The following is a 16,733-nucleotide window of genomic DNA, read 5'->3' on the forward strand; positions in this document are numbered from 1 at the left end:
TGAATCACGCAGCAAGCATCACCCACTCGCGGCGCGAGCACAAGAGGGCTGGACGAAGTCGTCCGTGCTGCGGACCCGTCCGCCGTCGGTGCCGACCGGCGGGCGTCCGGGCGCGCCGAGCGGGCGGTCCGGGTGCGGCCGCCAGAGCGCGACGCACCGGACCGCCCGCTCGGTCGGAAGGGCAGGAAGGGTGGGGCGGGACGCGAGCCCGGTGGCGGCGGTCGCCGGCCCCGGGTCAGGCGGCGCGGAGGACCCCCAGGAGCCGGACCACCTCGTCGCGCATCGCGTCGCGGCCGGCCCCGAGGTACTTGCGCGGGTCCACGACGGCAGGGTTCTCGTCGAGGAACGTGCGCAGCGCCGTGGTGAGGGTGCTGTTGAGGTGCGTGGAGACGTTGATCTTCGTCATCCCGGCCTCGACGGCGCGCGTGAGCTCGGCGTCGGGCACGCCGGAGGAGCCGTGCAGCACGAGGGGCACGGGGACGGCGGCGCGCAGCTCGGCGACACGGGCCAGGTCGAGCGACGCGGTGCGGTCCGTCATCGCGTGCGACGACCCGACGGCGACGGCGAGGGCGTCCACCTCCGTGGCCTCGACGAACGCGACGGCCTCGGCGGGGTCGGTGCGCACGCCCGGGGCGTGCACGCCGTCCTTGCCGCCCACCTTCCCGAGCTCGGCCTCGACGAACGCCCCGACGGCGCGCGCCTGGGCGACGACCGCGGCGGTCGCGGCGACGTTGTCGTCGTAGTCGAGCGCGGAGCCGTCGTACATGACGGAGGTGAAGCCGAGGTCGAGGGCCTCGGTGACGAGGTCGCGGTCCTCCGCGTGGTCGAGGTGCACGGCCACCGGCACCTCGGCCGCGCGTGCGACCGCGAGGGTCGCGGCCGCGAGCGGCTCCAGCGCGCCGTGCCAGCGGGCGGCGTTCTGGCTGATCTGGAGCACGACGCCGCAGCCGACGCGCGTGGCGGCCGCGACGAACGCCTCGGCGTGCTCGATCTGGATGACGTTGAAGGCGCCGACGCCGCGGTGGGCGGCGCGCGCCGGATCGAGCAGACGGTCGGTGGTGACGAGGGGCATTCAGGACTCCGGTTCGGTGAGGACGTGGGCGAGCAGGCGGTCGACGTCGGCGCGGTCGACGGCGCCCGCGACAGGCTGGAGGACGGCCGCCGCGGAGGTCGCGGCGGCGAGCGCGAGCCGGCGCGCCCAGGGCTGGTCGGGGTCGACGGCGAGCGCTGCCATCGCCGCGTCGCCGGCCCCCGTCGGGTTGCCCGCGACGGGCGTCCCCAGGCGAGCACGGCCGACGACGACGGGAGCCCCGGCGTCAGGCCCGGGCTCGTACGCGGTGAGCCCGCGCTCGCCGTCGGTCACGACGACCGCTCCCGCGCCCCGGCGCAAGAGCTCCGCGACCGCGAGCGACGGGTCGTCGACCCCGGTGCCCTCGACGAGCTCCGAGCGGTTCGGCTTGAGCAGGTCGGCGCCGGCGTCTGCGGCCCAGAGCAGGCCGGGGCCGGACACGTCGACGTGGACGCGTGCGCCGGCCTCGCGCAGCGCGGCCACGAGCCTGCCGACGCGCTCGCGCGTGGTGCCCGGCGGCAGCGAGCCCGACACGGTGGCCACCACGGCGCCCTGCCCGCGGTCGGGCGACCCGGGGGCGACGTCGGGCGCGCGGACCTGCGCGACGCACGCGGTGACGAGCGCGGCCCACTCGGCGTCGTCGAGCGCGGCGCCCGGCTCGTTGAGGACCGTCGGGTGCCCGCCGTCCTCGCCCCCTGCCTCGGCCGGGACGACGGCGACGGACTGACGCACGGCGCCGGCGACGGGCACGACGGCGGACGGCTGGCCGTCCGCGTCGAGGTCCGCGGCGAACGGACCGGCGAGGGGCCCGCCGAGCGGGCACACCGCGACGCTGGGCGCGCCGAGCGTGCGAGCGACGCGCGCGACGTTGACGCCCTTGCCGCCCGCGCGCGCGACGACGCTCCGCACGCGCAGCGACGCCCCGGGCAGGAGCCGGTCGACCCCGTAGGTGACGTCCCAGGCGGGGTTCGGCGTGAGGGCGACGACGCGGACCGGGACGAGACCGGTCCGCGGGCCCGCCGTCACGGCACGACCCCGTCCGCCGTGACGAGCCCGCGCGGCCCGGTGCCCGTCGGGACCGGCACCGCGTGCTGCCGCGGGGCGTCGACGCCCGCCGCCCGCGCAGCGTCCCAGCCGAGCAGCGCGGCGCCGTGGACGCCCGCCGCGGAGCCGAGCTGGGCCGGCACCAGGCGCGGCGCGGGGTGGATCGTCAGGTACGAGCGCACGGCGGCGTCGAGCGGGCGCAGCAGCGCGTCGCCCGCGCGGACCAGCCCGCCGCCCACGACGACCGTGGGCAGCGCGAGCAGCCGGGTCATCTCCGCGACGAGCTCGCCCAGCCGGTCGACGCCGCGCTCCCAGACGTCGCGCGCGACCGCGTCCCCGGCCTGGGCGCGCGCGAGGACCTCGCGCGCGCCGGGCACCGCGGTGGCCGGCGCCCCCGTTCGGCGGCGGTACGTGCGGGCCATGCCCGCCGCGGAGGCGAACGTCTCCGCGCAGCCCCGGCCGCCGCACGGGCACGGCTCGCCCTCGCGTGCGCCGCCGTGGCCGACCTCGCCGGCCCAGCCGTGCGCGACGTACGGCTCCCCGCGCAGCACCACGGCGGCGGCGATCCCGGTCCCGACCGCGAGGAAGGCGTGGTCGTGCGCCCCGCGGGCGGCTCCCAGGCGCCACTCCGCGAGACCGCCCGCCCGCACGTCGTGGCCGAACCCGACCGGCAGCCCGGTCGCGTCCTCCACGAGCGCCCGCACGGGCAGGTCGACCCAGTCGAGGTTCTCGGCGCTCCGCACGACGCCGGTCTCCTCGTCGACCGTCCCCGGCACCGCGAGCCCGACCGCGGCGACCCGGCGCCCCGCCGGGACCTGGTCGCGCACGTCCGCGACGGCCGCGAGCACGGCCGCGAACGACGTCCTCGGGCCCTCGGCGGCGCGCGTCGGCGTCACGCGCTCGAGGAGCACCCCGCCCGCGTCGAGGAGCGCCGCCTTGATGTCGGTGCCGCCGACGTCCAGCGCGACGACGACCGGGCCGTCCGTCTCGCCGTCCCGCCCGCCGACGGTCGCGTCGGCGGGCGGGACGGGCAGGGTGGTCCGCTCGCTCACGGCGCCGGGGCGTCGAGGATGATCGAGCGCGTGAGGTTGCGCGGGGCGTCCGGGTCGAGGCCCTTGCGCTCGGCGTTGGCCACGGCGAGCCGCTGGAGGCGCACGAGCGTGACCTGCGGGTCCTCGTCGAACCGGACGGCGAGGGCGCCGGTGCGCTCGACGTCGTCGACGAGCCCCGGGACCTCCTCGCCGAGGAGGTACACGACGCTCGTCGGGTCGGAGATGCTGATCGGTCCGTGGCGGTAGTCCATGGCCGGGTACGACTCGGCCCACGCCAGGGACGCCTCGCGCATCTTCAGCGCTGCCTCGTTCGCGAGGCCCACGGAGAAGCCGCGGCCGAGGAACGTGAACTGCGAGCGCTCCAGGTGCTCGGTCGGCACCTCCCACGTCACGGCCTCCTCGGCCGCGAGCGCGAGCTTCTCGACGTCGTCCCCGAGGGACGCGCGGAGCAGGCTCAGCGCGGCGGTCGCGAACCGGGTCTGCACGACGGAGCGCTCGTCGGCGAACTCCATGACGACCGCGTCGTCCGCGGCGCTCGCCCCCGGGGAGCCCGGGTCACCGACGATCGCGAGGGTGCGCTGCTCACCGCGGACCGCCTCGAGGAGCTGGAGGATCTCCGTCGTCGTGCCGGAGCGGGTGATCGCCACGACGCGGTCGTAGCGGCGGTCCACCGGATACTCGCTGCCCGCGAACGCGTCCGTCTCGCCGAGGCCGAGCGCCTCACGGCGGGCCGCGTACGCCTGCGCCACGAACCACGAGGTCCCGCAACCCACGACCGCGACGCGCTCACCTGCCTGCGGGAGGACGTCGGTGCTGGAGCCCGCGAGCTCGGCCGCCCGGCGCCACACCTCCGGCTGGCTCGCGATCTCTGCGCTCACGTGGGTCGTTCTCATGGTGCGTACGTACCTTTCTGCGATGCCGCGGCCGGCGGGTGCCGGCCACGCGTGCCGACGCCGCTACACGACGACGACCTCGACGCCCGCCTCGCGGAGGGGGTCGAGGGCGTCGGCGGTCGCGCCGCTGTCGGTGACGAGGGTGGTGACCTGCGAGAGCTCGCAGATCTGGGCGAAGGACCGGGTGCCGACCTTGTCGGACGTGCCGACCGCGACGACCGAGCGCGACCGCTCGACGAGCGCCGTCGTGACGCCCGCCTCGTCGGGGTCGCCGCACGTGAGGCCGGCGGTCGCGTCGATCCCGAGCATCCCGAGGACGAGGACGTCGAGCCAGAGCGTGCGGGCCATCTGGATCGCGGCGGGCCCGGTCAGCTCGTAGGACTGCGCGCGTGCCGTGCCGCCGAGGCACACGGTGCGGACCTGCGGGCGCAGCACGAGCTCGGTCGCGATGTTCAGCGCGCTCGTCACGACCGTGAGCGCGTGCCCGCTCTGCTGGAGCGCGTCCTCCGACGTCTCCTCGGTCTGCTCGCCGAGCGCCTTCGCGACGAGCGTCGTCGTCGTGCCGCCGTTGAGCCCGACGACCGGCGCGGTGAACCGTTCGAGCACGAGCGCGGCCGCCGCGGCGGCGACTCGCTGCTTGTCCTCGACCTGCTTGCTGTACCGGCGCGGGAGCCCGTACGCGACCGACGCCGCGACGACTCCGCCGTGGGTGCGGTGCGCGAGCTGGCGCGCGGCCATCTGGTCGAAGTCTCGCCGGACGGTCGACTCGGAGATGCCGAACTCGTCGGCGACCTCCGTCACCGACAGGCGGCGCCGGTCGGCGAGGAGCGCGAGCATGCGCTCCCACCGGACGGACTTGCTGAGGCCGGCGAGCCCGACGTTGTCGGCGAGGTCGTCGTGGGTCGTGGTCATTTGATACTCCCTGCGGTCAGGCCTCCGACGAGGCGCTTCTCGATGATCGCAAAGAGGACGACGACCGGGACGATCGCCACGATGGAGACCCCGAACACGTACTGCCACGCGGAGTCGTACTGGCCGATGAACTTCGTCAGCGCGACCGACAGCGGCTGGTTGCCGGCCGTCGACAGGATGACGAGGGAGGCCGCGAACTCGTTCCACGCGGCGACGAACGTGAAGATGACCGCGGTGACGATCCCGGGCCACACGAGCGGGAGGTTGATGCGGAACAGCACGGTCCAGCGACCGGCGCCGTCGATCTGGGCGGCCTCGTCCACCTCCCGGGGGACGCTCGCGAAGAAGCTGTGCATGATCCACACGGCGAAGGCCAGGTTGAACGCGGCGTTGACGAGGATCATCGCGAGCCAGGTGTCGACGATCCCGAACGCGAGGAACTGCCGGAACAGGCCCGCGACGAGCACCGCCGGCTGGAGCATCTGGGTGACGAGCACGAGGAACAGGAACGCGAGCCGCCCCGGGAAGCGGAACCGCGCCGTGTAGTAGGCCGCGGGGACGGCGACCACCAGCACGAGCAGCGTCGCCGCCACGGAGATGACGACCGTGGACACGAGGTTCTGCGGGAGCGGCGTCTCCGGCGTCGACCACATGGTCACGTAGTTCTCGAGGTGCCACTCGTCCGGGAGGTAGGTCGGCGGGATCCGCAGGATCTCGGGCCGGCTCTTCAGCGAGCCGAGCAGCATGACGAGGTACGGGACGAGGAAGACGGCGGCGACGAGGAAGCCGGCCACCGTGCGCCCGACGACCGACCCGTGGGCACCGGGCCCGCCCGTGCGGTATCGCGACGGCTTCCGCAGGGGTCCGGGCGTCCGGGTGGCGGCGGGCGCGGCGGACGCCGCCGGCCCCCGCTGGGTCGTGGCGCTCACTCGTCCACTCCCTTCATCGGCTTGACGATCCGCAGGTAGGCGACGATGACGAGCACGACGATCGCGAAGTTCACGACCGACAGGGCGGACGCGAGGTCGACCCGGCGGTCGGACTGGATGAGCTTGAAGATGAGCGTCGTCGTGGTGTCGGCGTCGTAGCCGGGGATGGACCCGGTCATGATCCGCAGGATCGGGAGGGAGTTGAAGACGTTGATGATGTTGATGAGCGCCGCCACGGACAGCGCGGGCTTGAGCTGCGGCAGGATCACCGAGAAGTAGGCGCGGGCGCGGGAGGCGCCGTCCATGCGGGCCGCCTCGACGACCTCGTGCGGGACGGCCTGGAGCCCGGCGAGGATCGTGTACGTCGTGAACGGCAGGGACACGAACACCGCGACGACGATCGCCACGAGGAACGCCGACGTCGCGTTCTTCGTGAACCCGTAGTCGGCGACCTCGAGGATCCCGACGTCCGCGAGGAGCTGGTTGAAGATCCCGTAGTTGGGCTGGAGCCCGTAGTACACGACCGTCGTGGTCATGACGACGCTCGCCGCCCAGGGGACGATGACGGCGAGGCGCACGAGCTGGCGACCGGGGAACTGCTTGTCGAGGAGGTTCGCGAGCGCGAGCGAGATGACCACGGTCAGCCCGACGACCACCACGACCCACACCACGGTGTTGAGCAGGACGCGCGGGAGGGCTTCGATCGCGAGGACGTCGGCGTAGTTCTCGAGCCCCGCGCTCCCCCGGTCCACGCCGGACTGGGAGATGTCGCGTGTCGAGTTGACGATCATCACGCCCGCCGGGAAGAGCACGATCAGGGCGATGAGGGCGAGGCTCGGGCCGATCCACGGGAGGGCGGAGAGCGTGCCGCGCCAGGTGCGGCGCGAGCGGTCGGCCGCACCGGGCGGCGCGGCGTGCTGGTCCGACGGCGGCGCGGGGCTCGCCGTCGCGGCACCCGCCGGGGTGCCGGTCGTGTCGGTGGTCATCGGGGTGTCCTCCGGGTGCCGGGGAGAGGTCGCGGACGGGAGCCGACGGCGGCCGAGCGGCGGGAGGGTGTCCCGCCGCCCGGCGGCGGTCAGCGCGTCGTCACTGGTCGGCCTTCGCCTGGATCTCCGTCAGGACCGCCTGGGCGTCCTTGCCCTGCGCGACCTGGCCGACGAGGGACTGGACCGCGCCCTGCGTCGCCGACCACTGCGGGTTGGTCGACGGGTAGAACTGCGCGTCGGGCAGCAGGTCGAGGAACGGCGCGATCGACTCCTTGGTGGCGAGCTCCTCGCCGCCCGACTTCGTCACCGGGATGAAGCCCTCGGCGTCGACCCACGGCACGTAGACCTCGGGCGAGTAGAAGTAGTCGAGGAACGCCGTGATCGCGTCCTGCTTGTCGCCCTCGTTCGTGAAGGCCATGAGGTGGTCCGCGACGCCCAGCGTGACGGGCGAGCCGTCCTTCGTCGCGACCGGTGCCGTGCCGTAGCTCAGCTCCGGGTTCTTCTCCTCGATCTGCCCGATCGTCGGCGGGAGACCGACGATCATGCCGATCTTGCCCTGGATGAAGACGTCGATGAGCGGCGTGCGGTCGGTCGCCCCGGCGTCGGGCTGGGTGAGGCCGTCGACGGCGAGGCTCTGGAAGAACTGCGCGGCCTCGACGTTCTCGGGGGTGTCGACCGTGATCTCGGACGCGTCGCCGTAGCCACCGCCGTTGCCGAAGAACCAGATCGCCGTCTCCGCCTGGGCCTCCTCCGAGCCGAGCGGGAGCCCGTAGCCGTACGTGCCGCCGCCGAGCGCGGAGATCTTCGTCGCGGCGTCCTTGAGCTCGTCCCACGTCTTCGGCGGCGCTTCGGGGTCGAGGCCGGCCTGCGTGAACAGGTCCTTGTTGTAGAACATGGTGCGCGCGGACGCGATGAGCGGGAGGCCGTACTGCGTGCCGTCCATCGACGCGTTCTCGACGAACGACTCCTGGAAGTCGGCGATCGTGTCGGGCGAGAGCACCTCGTCCGCGGAGTACAGCAGGTCGTCCTCCACGAAGCCGGCGAACGCGTCGATGTTGAGGATGTCCGGCGCCTGGTCGGACTGGACCTTGGTGCGGACCACGTCGTTGATGTTGTCCCAGGACTGGACCTCGAGGTTGACCGTGATGTCGGGGTTCTCGTCCTCGAAGCCCGCGATGACGTCCTCCCAGAGCGACTTCGTCTGGTCCGAGTACGTGGGGACGAGCAGGTCGATCGTCGTGCCGTCGCCCTCGCTCTCGCCGCCGCCCCCCTGGCCGCCGAAGCCGCACGCCGAGAGCGCCAGCCCCGCCAGCGCCGTGAGTGCCACCAGACGCAGGGGCCGGCTCGCCGTCGAGGTCGTGCGCCGCGTGTTCGGGTCCTTCATGTCCTTGTCCTCCGCTTCGTTGCCATGAGGTCGATCGGTCCGGTCCGCGTGAGGCACACGGCCGGCAGGAGCGACCGGATCTGTCATCACCATTGATAGATCACGATCACTTCCCGCTCGTTACGATCACATAGAAGCACGTTACGGGAGATTGCGTCCAGAGTCGATCAGACTCCGTCATCGAACCGTCACCTTCGAGCAACTGCCTCGCCGCGGGCATGACGACGCCCCGGGCCCGCCGTTCTCCACGGGTCGCCGGGGCGTCGTCGGCGGCAGTGTCGGCCGCCCGTCGTCAGCAGCTCAGCGCGCCGTACGGCACCACCACCCGCGTGCCGGCCACGACGACCGTCGCCTCGCCCGCCACGACGGACGAGGAGCGCGTGCTGAAGGACCCGGACGCCGCACGGCCGGGCGCGACGGCCGCGACCTCGCGCGTGCCGTGGGCGGTCTCGATCGTCATGTCGACGGGCGCGTCGCCGTCGTTGTCCGCGCGGACCGCGACGTACGCGGTCCCGGCGAGGCACCGGGACACCGCCGTCGCGGTGACGGGGACGTCCCGGACGGGCACGCCGCCCACGGCGATCTCGGCCGCTCCGCCGAACGCGTTCCCCGAGACCGAGCTGAGGCCCACGAGCCGCAGGTACCGGCCCGTCCCCGTGAGGTCGACGGTCTGCGGCGCGAGCGTCGCGGTGAAGGACCCGCTCGCGACCGGGTCGCCCCACTCGACGCCGTCCGCCGAGACGTAGACCTCGTACGCCGCCATCCGGCCGTTCGCCGCGTCCTGCCGGGTCGTGTACTGCAGGCCCGTCACGTCGTACGCGGCCCCGAGGTCGAGCGTGACGTGGTGCGGGTACGGCTGCGCCGCCCCGGACCACCTCGTGTGCCAGAACGTGTTCGGGTCCCCGTCGATCGCGTTCGTCGCCGGAGCCTGCTCGGCCGCGGTCTCCTCGCTCGAGACGTCGTGGACCCGCAGCGTCGACCGGTCGATCGGGTTCGCCAGCGGCCGCTGGTCCGAGTCGACGACGCGCGTGGTCGAGACCTCGCGCTCGCCCTGCCGCGCCGTGAACACCCGGTCCCCCGCGAACGTCGCCGCGGGGACGGGCACGTGCCCGGTGAAGGTGCCGTCGGCGAGGGCGCGCACGGTGAACTTCACCGCGCCGTCCACGAGGAGCTCGACGTGGCCGGGGGCGAACCCGGTGAGCGCGAGCGACTCCCAGGCGCCGGCCTCGACGCTCGCGCCGGAGCCGAGCGACACGGTCGGGTCGCCGGGCTCCGCCGTCGGGCCCGGCGGCAGCGGGTGCCCCGGGTCGACGTCGACGCGCACCCTGCCCCGGTCGCCGCGGGACGTGACGAGCTCGCAGTCGGCGTCCGCGTCGAACGCCGCCGCGACCGTCGCCGTGTACACGCCCGCCGGGTGCAGCGCGTCGCGCGGCGCGTCGGTCGTGAACGTCACGGGCAGCGTCCGCGCCGGGCAGACGAGCTCGGCCGTGAGGGGCCCCGTGAGCACGCTGCGCGTGGCGGGGTCGCCGTCGGCCGCCGTCACGTCGGGCGCGATCCGCGCGCCGTCCGCGGCGAGCTTGGTGCCCGGAGCGGCGACGTAACCGACCGGCCATGCCGCCGTCGCGCCCGAGCGCGCGTCGACGTCGGCCGAGACGCTGGTCGCCGCCCACGTGGTGCGGGGCGACTCGTAGAAGCCGTGCCCCTGCACCGTCAGGCGCGGACCGAGGTCGCCGAGACGCTGCATGAACGAGGCGACGTCCTTGTCCTCGCGGGCGGTCCACCCGGTCTCGAGGACGGACGCGGCGCGCGGCAGGAGCAGGAACTCGAGCTGGTCCCCGCCACGGACGGTCTCCGACCACAGCGGAGCCTCGACGCCCAGCACGGACTCCTCGTCGATGCCGCCCGGCACCGTGGTGGTGGGCTCCCAGTCGTAGTAGCGGTCCGCGTCGCACGTGCCGCCGCACGCCCAGCTCAGCCCGATCGGGGTGTCCGAGGTGTACTTCTGGTCGAGGTAGGCGCCCGTGGCGTTCGAGACGATCGCCTTGCCGCCCTTGGCCACGAAGTCGCGCAACGGGTCCGCGGAGCCCACCCAGTACTGGGCGATCGAGCCCTCCCAGAAGTCGTCCGGCTGCCCGGCGCCCGCAGCGGCGTACTCGTTCCAGCCGATGACGCCGCGGCCCGTGACCTCCTGGATGTCCGGGACGGCGCGCGTCACGAAGTCCACGAAGCGGTCGTGGCCCATGGCGTGGGTCTCGTCGCCGCCCATGTGCACGTACGGCCCGCCGGTCATCTCGGCGAGCTGGCGGAACACGTGCCGCACGAACGTGTACGACGCCTCGTTCTGCTCGTCGAGCGCGGAGTAGCCCACGTTGCCCGTGCCGTTCCACGGCACGACCCCGGTCGCCGGGTCGGGCGCCGGGAGCGAACGGCTCGTGTTGAGCTCGGGGATCGCGTGCAGGGCGGCGTTCGTGTGGCCCGGGACGTCGACCTCGGGGACGACGGTGACGAAGCGCTCGGCGGCGTACGCGACGATGTCGCGGTACTCGTCCTGCGTGTAGTAGCCGGTGCGCCCGACCTCGTCGCGGTAGCCGCGGCTGTCCATCGCGGTGCGGCCGGAGACGTCGACGAGCCGCGTGTAGTCGATCGTGTCGCCCTCGACGCGACCCTCGTTGGTGATCTCGATGCGCCAGCCCTGGTCGTCGGCGAGGTGCAGGTGCAGGACGCTGAGCTTGAGCTGCGACAGGACGTCGATCTGGCGCTTGATCGCCTCGACGGTCTGGAACGACCGAGCCGGGTCGAGCATCACGCCGCGGTAGGCGAAGCGCGGGGCGTCCTCGACGTGGATCGCGGGGACGGCCCAGTCGGCGGCGACCGGGACGTCGGACTCGACCCATGCCGGGAGGAGCTGGCGCAGCGTCTGCACGGCGTTGAACGCGCCGTGCGCGGTGGTGGCGACGATCCGGACGCCGCCCTCGTCGACGTCGAGCACGTACGACTCGTCCGCCGCGGGTCCGCCCTCGACGGTGTAGCCCGCCTCCGGGTCGACCGTGACCGCGATCGCACCCCGGTCGTCGCCGCCGTCCACGACGGGCAGGGCGTAGCCGGTGGCGGGACGCAGGAGCTCCGCCACGAGGTCCGCCGTGCCGCGCCCGGCACCGTGCGCGACCACCGCGGTCTCCGGGGTGATCCGGAACGCCGACGCCGTGTCGCCCTGCTCCACGAGCGCGGGCCGCGGGACGAGGGCGGGCTCGCGCTGCGGGGTGGGCTCCGTGCCGTCCCAGACCTCGAGCTCCCAGAGCGACACCCCGTACTTCTGGTTCCCGACCGGGGTCCGCTCGATCGTCTGCATCCGCACGAACCGGTAGGCGGCCGCCGGGTCGGCCTGCGCCCCGACGGTCTGCCGGTCGAGAGCGCCGCACGCGGGCGACACGGTCGGGGTCGCGTCCGTCCACGAGGTCCCGTCGTGCGAGACCTGGAGCACGTACCTCGCCGCGCACGCCGTCTCCCAGTAGATGTTCACGTGGTCGATCACGGTGGGCTCGGCGAGCTCGACCGTGAGCCAGGCCGCGTCGGAGGCGTCCGAGGACCACCGGGACGTGTGCTGCCCGACCGGTCCGCTCGTGATCCCGTCGATCGCCTTGTCCGGCGTCCAGCCATAGGTGCCGCCGCCCTCGCTCCCGGACGCCGTGACGACGCCGCCCGCCGAGGCGAGCGCGACGTTCGACCCCGGCGCGACAGCCGTCGCGGCGGCCGCGTCGTCGGGCGGGGCGACGGACCCCGTCGCCGGGGTGGCCGTGGCGAGCGCGAGCGCCGCCCCGGCGAGGGCGACGAGCCGGCGTCGGGCCCGGCCTCGGTTCGCTGGTGAAGGACTCGCTGGTGAAGGTGGCACGGCGTCGCTCTCCTCGTCATGGTGCGGTCGTGGTCCCGCTGCCTCGGGGGCCCGGCACGCCGTGCGGCGTCCCGGTGCGCGGCTCGTCGCGCGGGTCGTGGTTGCAGCGCCGTCGCTCCCCCTCCGATGTCCGGCAGCGCCTCGTCGCGCTCCCGTCCACGGCCCGTGCGTCCCTGGCAGACACCCCATCGTGGCATTTCATGATGTATTTGGGAAGGATCCAGCCAAACTCTTTCAGAAATCTCGCCGGGGAGACGGCAGAGCCCTGCCCCGCCGTCGCCGGCGGGACAGGGCTCCGGCCCGACGACCGTCAGGCGCAGCCCAGCGCGTCGTACGACGCCTCGACGCTGCGGGTGACCTCCCGCCCGCCGACCGTGCCGACGACGTCGACCGTCACGCTGCCGGCCTCGACCGCGCCGGCGCGGGTCGCGAACGACTGGTAGGCGGCCTTCCCCGGTTCGACGGCGTCGAACGCCTTCTCGCCGAAGCCCGTCACCAGGCGCGCCGACACCGCGACGTCCGCCCCGTTCGTCGCGCGCACCGCGAGATACGCCTTCCCGGCGAGGCACCGCGGCTGCGCCGTCACGTCCACGGGCAGCTCCGGCTCCGGCTCGCCCCCGCCCGAGCACGTGACCCGCGCGGACGCCCAGTCGGCGTGGTCGTTGCCGTTGCCGTCGCCGCCGTCGGTGACCTGGAGGTCCAGGTAGCGCACCCCGGTCACGTCGAGCGCGAGGTCCTGCGTCGCGCCGCCCCCGCGGAGCACGGGGGTCCGGACGAGCGACGTCCCGTCGCCGAGCACCTCGAAGGCGACCGAGCCCCGCGTCCTCTGGACGTCGTCGACGCCCACGGTCGCGGTGAACGACTCGCAGCGCTCGCCGAGGAAGAGCCGCACGGTGCTCGCGGCGTGCGTGCCCAGCCCCTTCTCGTGGACGGTGCCGCGAAGCGTCAGCGGCGTGCCGTCACCCTCGCCCTGCTCCCCGTTGGACAGGTCGCGCTCGACCGGCCCCCACCCGTTGCCGGAAGACACGAACGGCAGGTCGGAGACCCAGTGCTCCCCCGCGGACGGCGGCACGACGACGTACACGTCGCGCGACGCGTCGACCGAGCGCCCGCCGACGGGGTCGGCGGTCGTGGCGTAGGTCGCGCCGGCGTCGAGACGGTAGGCCTGCGCGGACAGCTCGCCGCGCGGGGTGACCTGCCACGTCGTGGTGAGCACGCCGCCGGACGGCAGGCTCTCCGCGGTGGTCGCGCCGGTGGCCTCGACCTCCCAGCCCTCCGGCACGTCGAGCCGCACGACGACGTCGCGCACCTCCGCGGGCTCGAACACCTGGAGCCGCGTGGTCACGGTGTTGGCGGTGTCCGGCTCGAGCGCGGACGTGCCGTCCGAGACGGTGAGGGACGCGCACGCCGGGACCGTGCCCGCCGGGCCGAGGTCCTCGACGAGGAAGTCGTCGACGACCAGGTCGGCCTGGTCACCGCCGCCGCTGCCCTTGCGCAGACCCACCCAGGTGTCGCCGCACGAGCTCGCCACGACCTCCTCGGAGAACCGTGCCGTGGTGCGCTGCTCGCCCAGCGGCGTCGCGCGCGTCTCGACGGAGACGGGCGTGCCGCTCGCCACCGAGTCGTAGCCCGTGACCCACGTGTAGAGGCCTCCACGCCCGCTCTGGTGGTCGAAGCTCACCCGGTAGCGGTGCCCCGCCTCGAAGCGCACGGTGTGCGGCACCGTCCGGTACACGAGGCCCTGGTTCTCCTCGTGCGCCTTGAGCGACCGGTCGCCGGTGATCACGTCGTCGACGAGCTTCCCGTTCCAGCCCGCCTGCGTGTACGGGGCGTTGCGCTTCGCGAGGTGGGTGCGCGGGTCGGTCACGCCGCCCGCGTCACCCTTGACGAACGGCCCCCAGCCCTGCGGGACGGACTCGAAGTCCTCGAACGCCACGACGTCGGCGCCCTCCTCCAGGAGGTCCGTCGGCACGTCGGCACGCTCGGTCGGCACCACGCGCAGGTCGTCCACGCGCACGACGGCGTCGCCCGACCCGGCCTCGACGCTCAGGACCGGTCGGGTCGTCGCGGTGACGTCCACCTCGACCTGGACGCGCTGGAAGTAGCGGCTGTGCTTGTCGTCGGCCGCGACGAGGTTCTTCGCCGTCGACCGCTCGACGACGACGCTCGCCTCGACCACACCGTCGCCCCTCACCCGCAGCGTCGTCGGGCGGGACGCGCCGGGCGCGACCTCGACCCACGCGCTCGCGGCGTAGGTGCCGGGCTCGAGCTCGCCGAGCTCCTGCGACAGCGTCGCCTCGCCCGCCCCGAGCGCTGCGACGTGCTGGCCGTTGGAGAGCCGCTCGACGCTCACGGCGCCCGTCGTGCCGTAGGCGTCGAGGTCGCCCGCGTTGAAGCCCGGGTCGACGATGCCGGTCCCCTGCCCCCAGCCCGCGTCGACCGCGTCGGCCTGCGGCACCCCCACCGGGTAGAGCACGTACGGCTGGCCCGCGTCGGCCTGGACGGTGACCTCACCGTCCGCGACCGGGACGGACCCCACCTCGACGCGACCCGTGTCCGTGAGGCGGTACTGCACGAGCGAGGTCGCACCCGCGAGGGACGCCGGGAGCGTCCAGGTCGTCGCACCGCCGGTGGGGTTGTAGTGGTAGAGCTTCTGGCCGTCCGCGGCCTCGCCCTCGACGCCGGGAGCCTCGGCGGCCGACCACGGCAGCAGGTACGTCCCGCCGCGCGCGACGACCGCGTCGCCCACGAGGATCTCGCGGTCCGCGGCGCTCGTGCCGCGCGCGGTGACGTCGTCCGTGAAGGCGATCTCGTCGTCGGCCCACCGCAAGATCTCGTGATGCTGGAGGAACTTCGTCGGGACGTTCGTCTGCCACACGTTGCGGTAGAACGCGTTCCAGTCGACCTGGCCCGTCCAGCCCTCGAACTCGACGATGCGCGCGTTGCCCAGGAGCGGGTGCGGGTTCCACGTGTCCTTCTCCGCGTTGCGGACGAAGCGCACGATCTGCGAGTTCAGGCCCTTGTTCGTCGCGCCGCCGTAGTTCTCGTCCGCCGACCAGTGGCTCCACAGCGAGTCGGCCTCGAACTTGTCCGACCACTCCGTCGCGAGCTGGAAGTCGTTCGCCCGCGCGGTGTCCGCGAGCGCCCGGGCCTGCCAGCCGTAGTTGTAGTAGACGTCGACGTACAGCAGGTCGAGGTCGCCGCCCGTCTCGTCGGCGAGCTGCCCGATGCGCGCCGCGAGGTCGCCGCTGGTGATGTCCCGGCGCTGGTCGATGTAGTACGACTGCCCGAGCCAGTTCCAGCCCTTCGCGCCCGCGTCGACGAGCTCGTCGGAGAACGCGTCGGCCTCCGCGTAGGCCTCGGTCGCGTTGACGTGCACGCCGAAGTCCGCGTTCCACGCGCCGCCCTCGGCGAGCAGCTCCCGCAGGTCCTCGAGACCGCCCGCACGCTCGTTGTAGTTGCCGCCGTAGTCCGGGTGCGCGGAGTCGTGCCCCTCGGAGCCGTAGCCCTTGAGCAGCGCCATCTGGCCGAGGCCGTCGGTCGCGAGCGAGATGCGCTTCACGTCGTCGAGCGTGCGCAGGAACGGGTGGGTCGCCTGCGACGCGAAGTTGAACGGGATGTGCGACACGACGCGGTCCGGGACATGGTCGGCCCCGAGCGCCTTCGGCGCCACCGTCCGGTAGGCGATCGCGCCGTCCTGCCAGTCGACGGCACCGTCGCCGTTCGCGTCGGGCGTCACGACGACCGTCGCGCGCGGCAGCTCCTCCGTCGTCGACGAGCCCTTCGCCCGGTAGGTCCACGCCCCCGACCAGACGCCGACGCGCACGCCGTCCGCGGTCGCGAACGCCTGCCGCTGGAGCCGGTTGCCCTCGTTGGCGGCCTTGCCGGACGCCTCGTCGTACACGCTGTTCGTGACGACCGACGCGGCGAGGCCCGACGTCGACACGATCGCGTACGCCGAGCCCACCGGGTTCGCGTTCGTCGGGGTCTGCGCCGACACGGGGGTGAAGGTGTCGCCCACGGTGTTGCGGTTCGGGCTGATCACGGCGCTCGCCACGCTCGCGCCTGCGTCGGTCGACGCGACGGAGAGCAGGTCGTGGCCCGGGATCTCGAGGCTCGCGACGCGGAACGTCTCGGTGTCCTCGATCCTCGTGACCTCGAACGTCACGGTGCGGCCCTCGACCGTGAGGGACGCGTCGAGCGTCACGCCCGGCAGGTCGGCGAACGTCAGGCGGTAGGACGTCGCGGCGTCGGACTGCGCGACGACCTCCCCGGTCACGGCGTGCGCCGTGCCGTTGAGGAGGACCTGCGTCACGGGGCGCGTCGAGCCGGCGAGGCTCGCCCCCGTCCCGCGGTCGGTGTAGGTGAGGACGCGCGGGAAGTCGTCCGCGACCTGGACCTCGAGCTCGTCGGACGCGATCGTGACCGCGCCGTCGACGGCGCCCTGCACCGCGAGCGCCGCGGCGGCGAGGCTCGAGCCCGCCGAGGCCGTGCCGGGCAGGGCGTGCGCGGGCAGCGCGACGAGCGGCAGGCCGAGGACGGGGACGGCGGCGAACGCGACCATCCCGCGCACAC

The 16,733-nt window shown here is 73.9% G+C and carries 10 protein-coding genes; all 10 read right to left on the minus strand.

Features of this window, described 5'->3' with window-relative positions; genetic code table 11:
- Positions 1–235 precede the first annotated feature (235 nt).
- Positions 236–1,072, minus strand: a complete 837-nt coding sequence (locus GWJ10_RS03945) for a class II fructose-bisphosphate aldolase (RefSeq protein WP_076404197.1) — start codon at positions 1,070–1,072, stop codon at positions 236–238.
- Complete coding sequence (locus GWJ10_RS03950) at positions 1,073–2,095, minus strand: PfkB family carbohydrate kinase (RefSeq protein WP_076404196.1); 1,023 nt, start codon at positions 2,093–2,095, stop codon at positions 1,073–1,075.
- A complete protein-coding gene (locus GWJ10_RS03955; RefSeq protein ID WP_241005655.1) occupies positions 2,092–3,165 on the minus strand; it encodes an ROK family protein in 1,074 nt (357 codons plus the stop codon). The genes GWJ10_RS03950 and GWJ10_RS03955 overlap by 4 nt, the downstream gene beginning before the upstream one ends.
- Complete coding sequence (locus GWJ10_RS03960; RefSeq protein WP_163185359.1) at positions 3,162–4,058, minus strand: sugar isomerase; 897 nt, start codon at positions 4,056–4,058, stop codon at positions 3,162–3,164. The genes GWJ10_RS03955 and GWJ10_RS03960 overlap by 4 nt, the downstream gene beginning before the upstream one ends.
- A gap of 63 nt (positions 4,059–4,121) precedes the next feature.
- Positions 4,122–4,970 (minus strand): DeoR/GlpR family DNA-binding transcription regulator, encoded by an 849-nt coding sequence (locus GWJ10_RS03965; protein ID WP_083711497.1) that lies wholly within the window; start codon positions 4,968–4,970, stop codon positions 4,122–4,124.
- A complete protein-coding gene (locus tag GWJ10_RS03970) occupies positions 4,967–5,899 on the minus strand; it encodes a carbohydrate ABC transporter permease (protein WP_241005656.1) in 933 nt (310 codons plus the stop codon). The genes GWJ10_RS03965 and GWJ10_RS03970 overlap by 4 nt, the downstream gene beginning before the upstream one ends.
- Positions 5,896–6,885 carry a sugar ABC transporter permease gene (locus GWJ10_RS03975; protein WP_163185362.1) on the minus strand — a complete coding sequence of 330 codons (990 nt, stop codon included), beginning with the start codon at positions 6,883–6,885 and terminating at the stop codon, positions 5,896–5,898. The genes GWJ10_RS03970 and GWJ10_RS03975 overlap by 4 nt, the downstream gene beginning before the upstream one ends.
- A gap of 100 nt (positions 6,886–6,985) precedes the next feature.
- Complete coding sequence (locus GWJ10_RS03980; RefSeq protein ID WP_076404193.1) at positions 6,986–8,269, minus strand: extracellular solute-binding protein; 1,284 nt, start codon at positions 8,267–8,269, stop codon at positions 6,986–6,988.
- Between the two features lie 292 nt (positions 8,270–8,561).
- Positions 8,562–12,158: a family 20 glycosylhydrolase gene (locus tag GWJ10_RS03985; protein WP_163185365.1), complete on the minus strand. Its 3,597-nt coding sequence runs from the start codon at positions 12,156–12,158 to the stop codon at positions 8,562–8,564.
- Between the two features lie 310 nt (positions 12,159–12,468).
- Entirely contained in the window at positions 12,469–16,722 is a 4,254-nt protein-coding gene (locus GWJ10_RS03990; RefSeq protein ID WP_206158326.1) for an endo-alpha-N-acetylgalactosaminidase family protein, read from the minus strand.
- Between the last annotated feature and the right edge of the window lie 11 nt (positions 16,723–16,733).

Origin of the sequence: Cellulosimicrobium sp. SL-1, assembly GCF_011033075.1 — a bacterium.
Classification (GTDB): domain Bacteria; phylum Actinomycetota; class Actinomycetes; order Actinomycetales; family Cellulomonadaceae; genus Cellulosimicrobium; species Cellulosimicrobium funkei.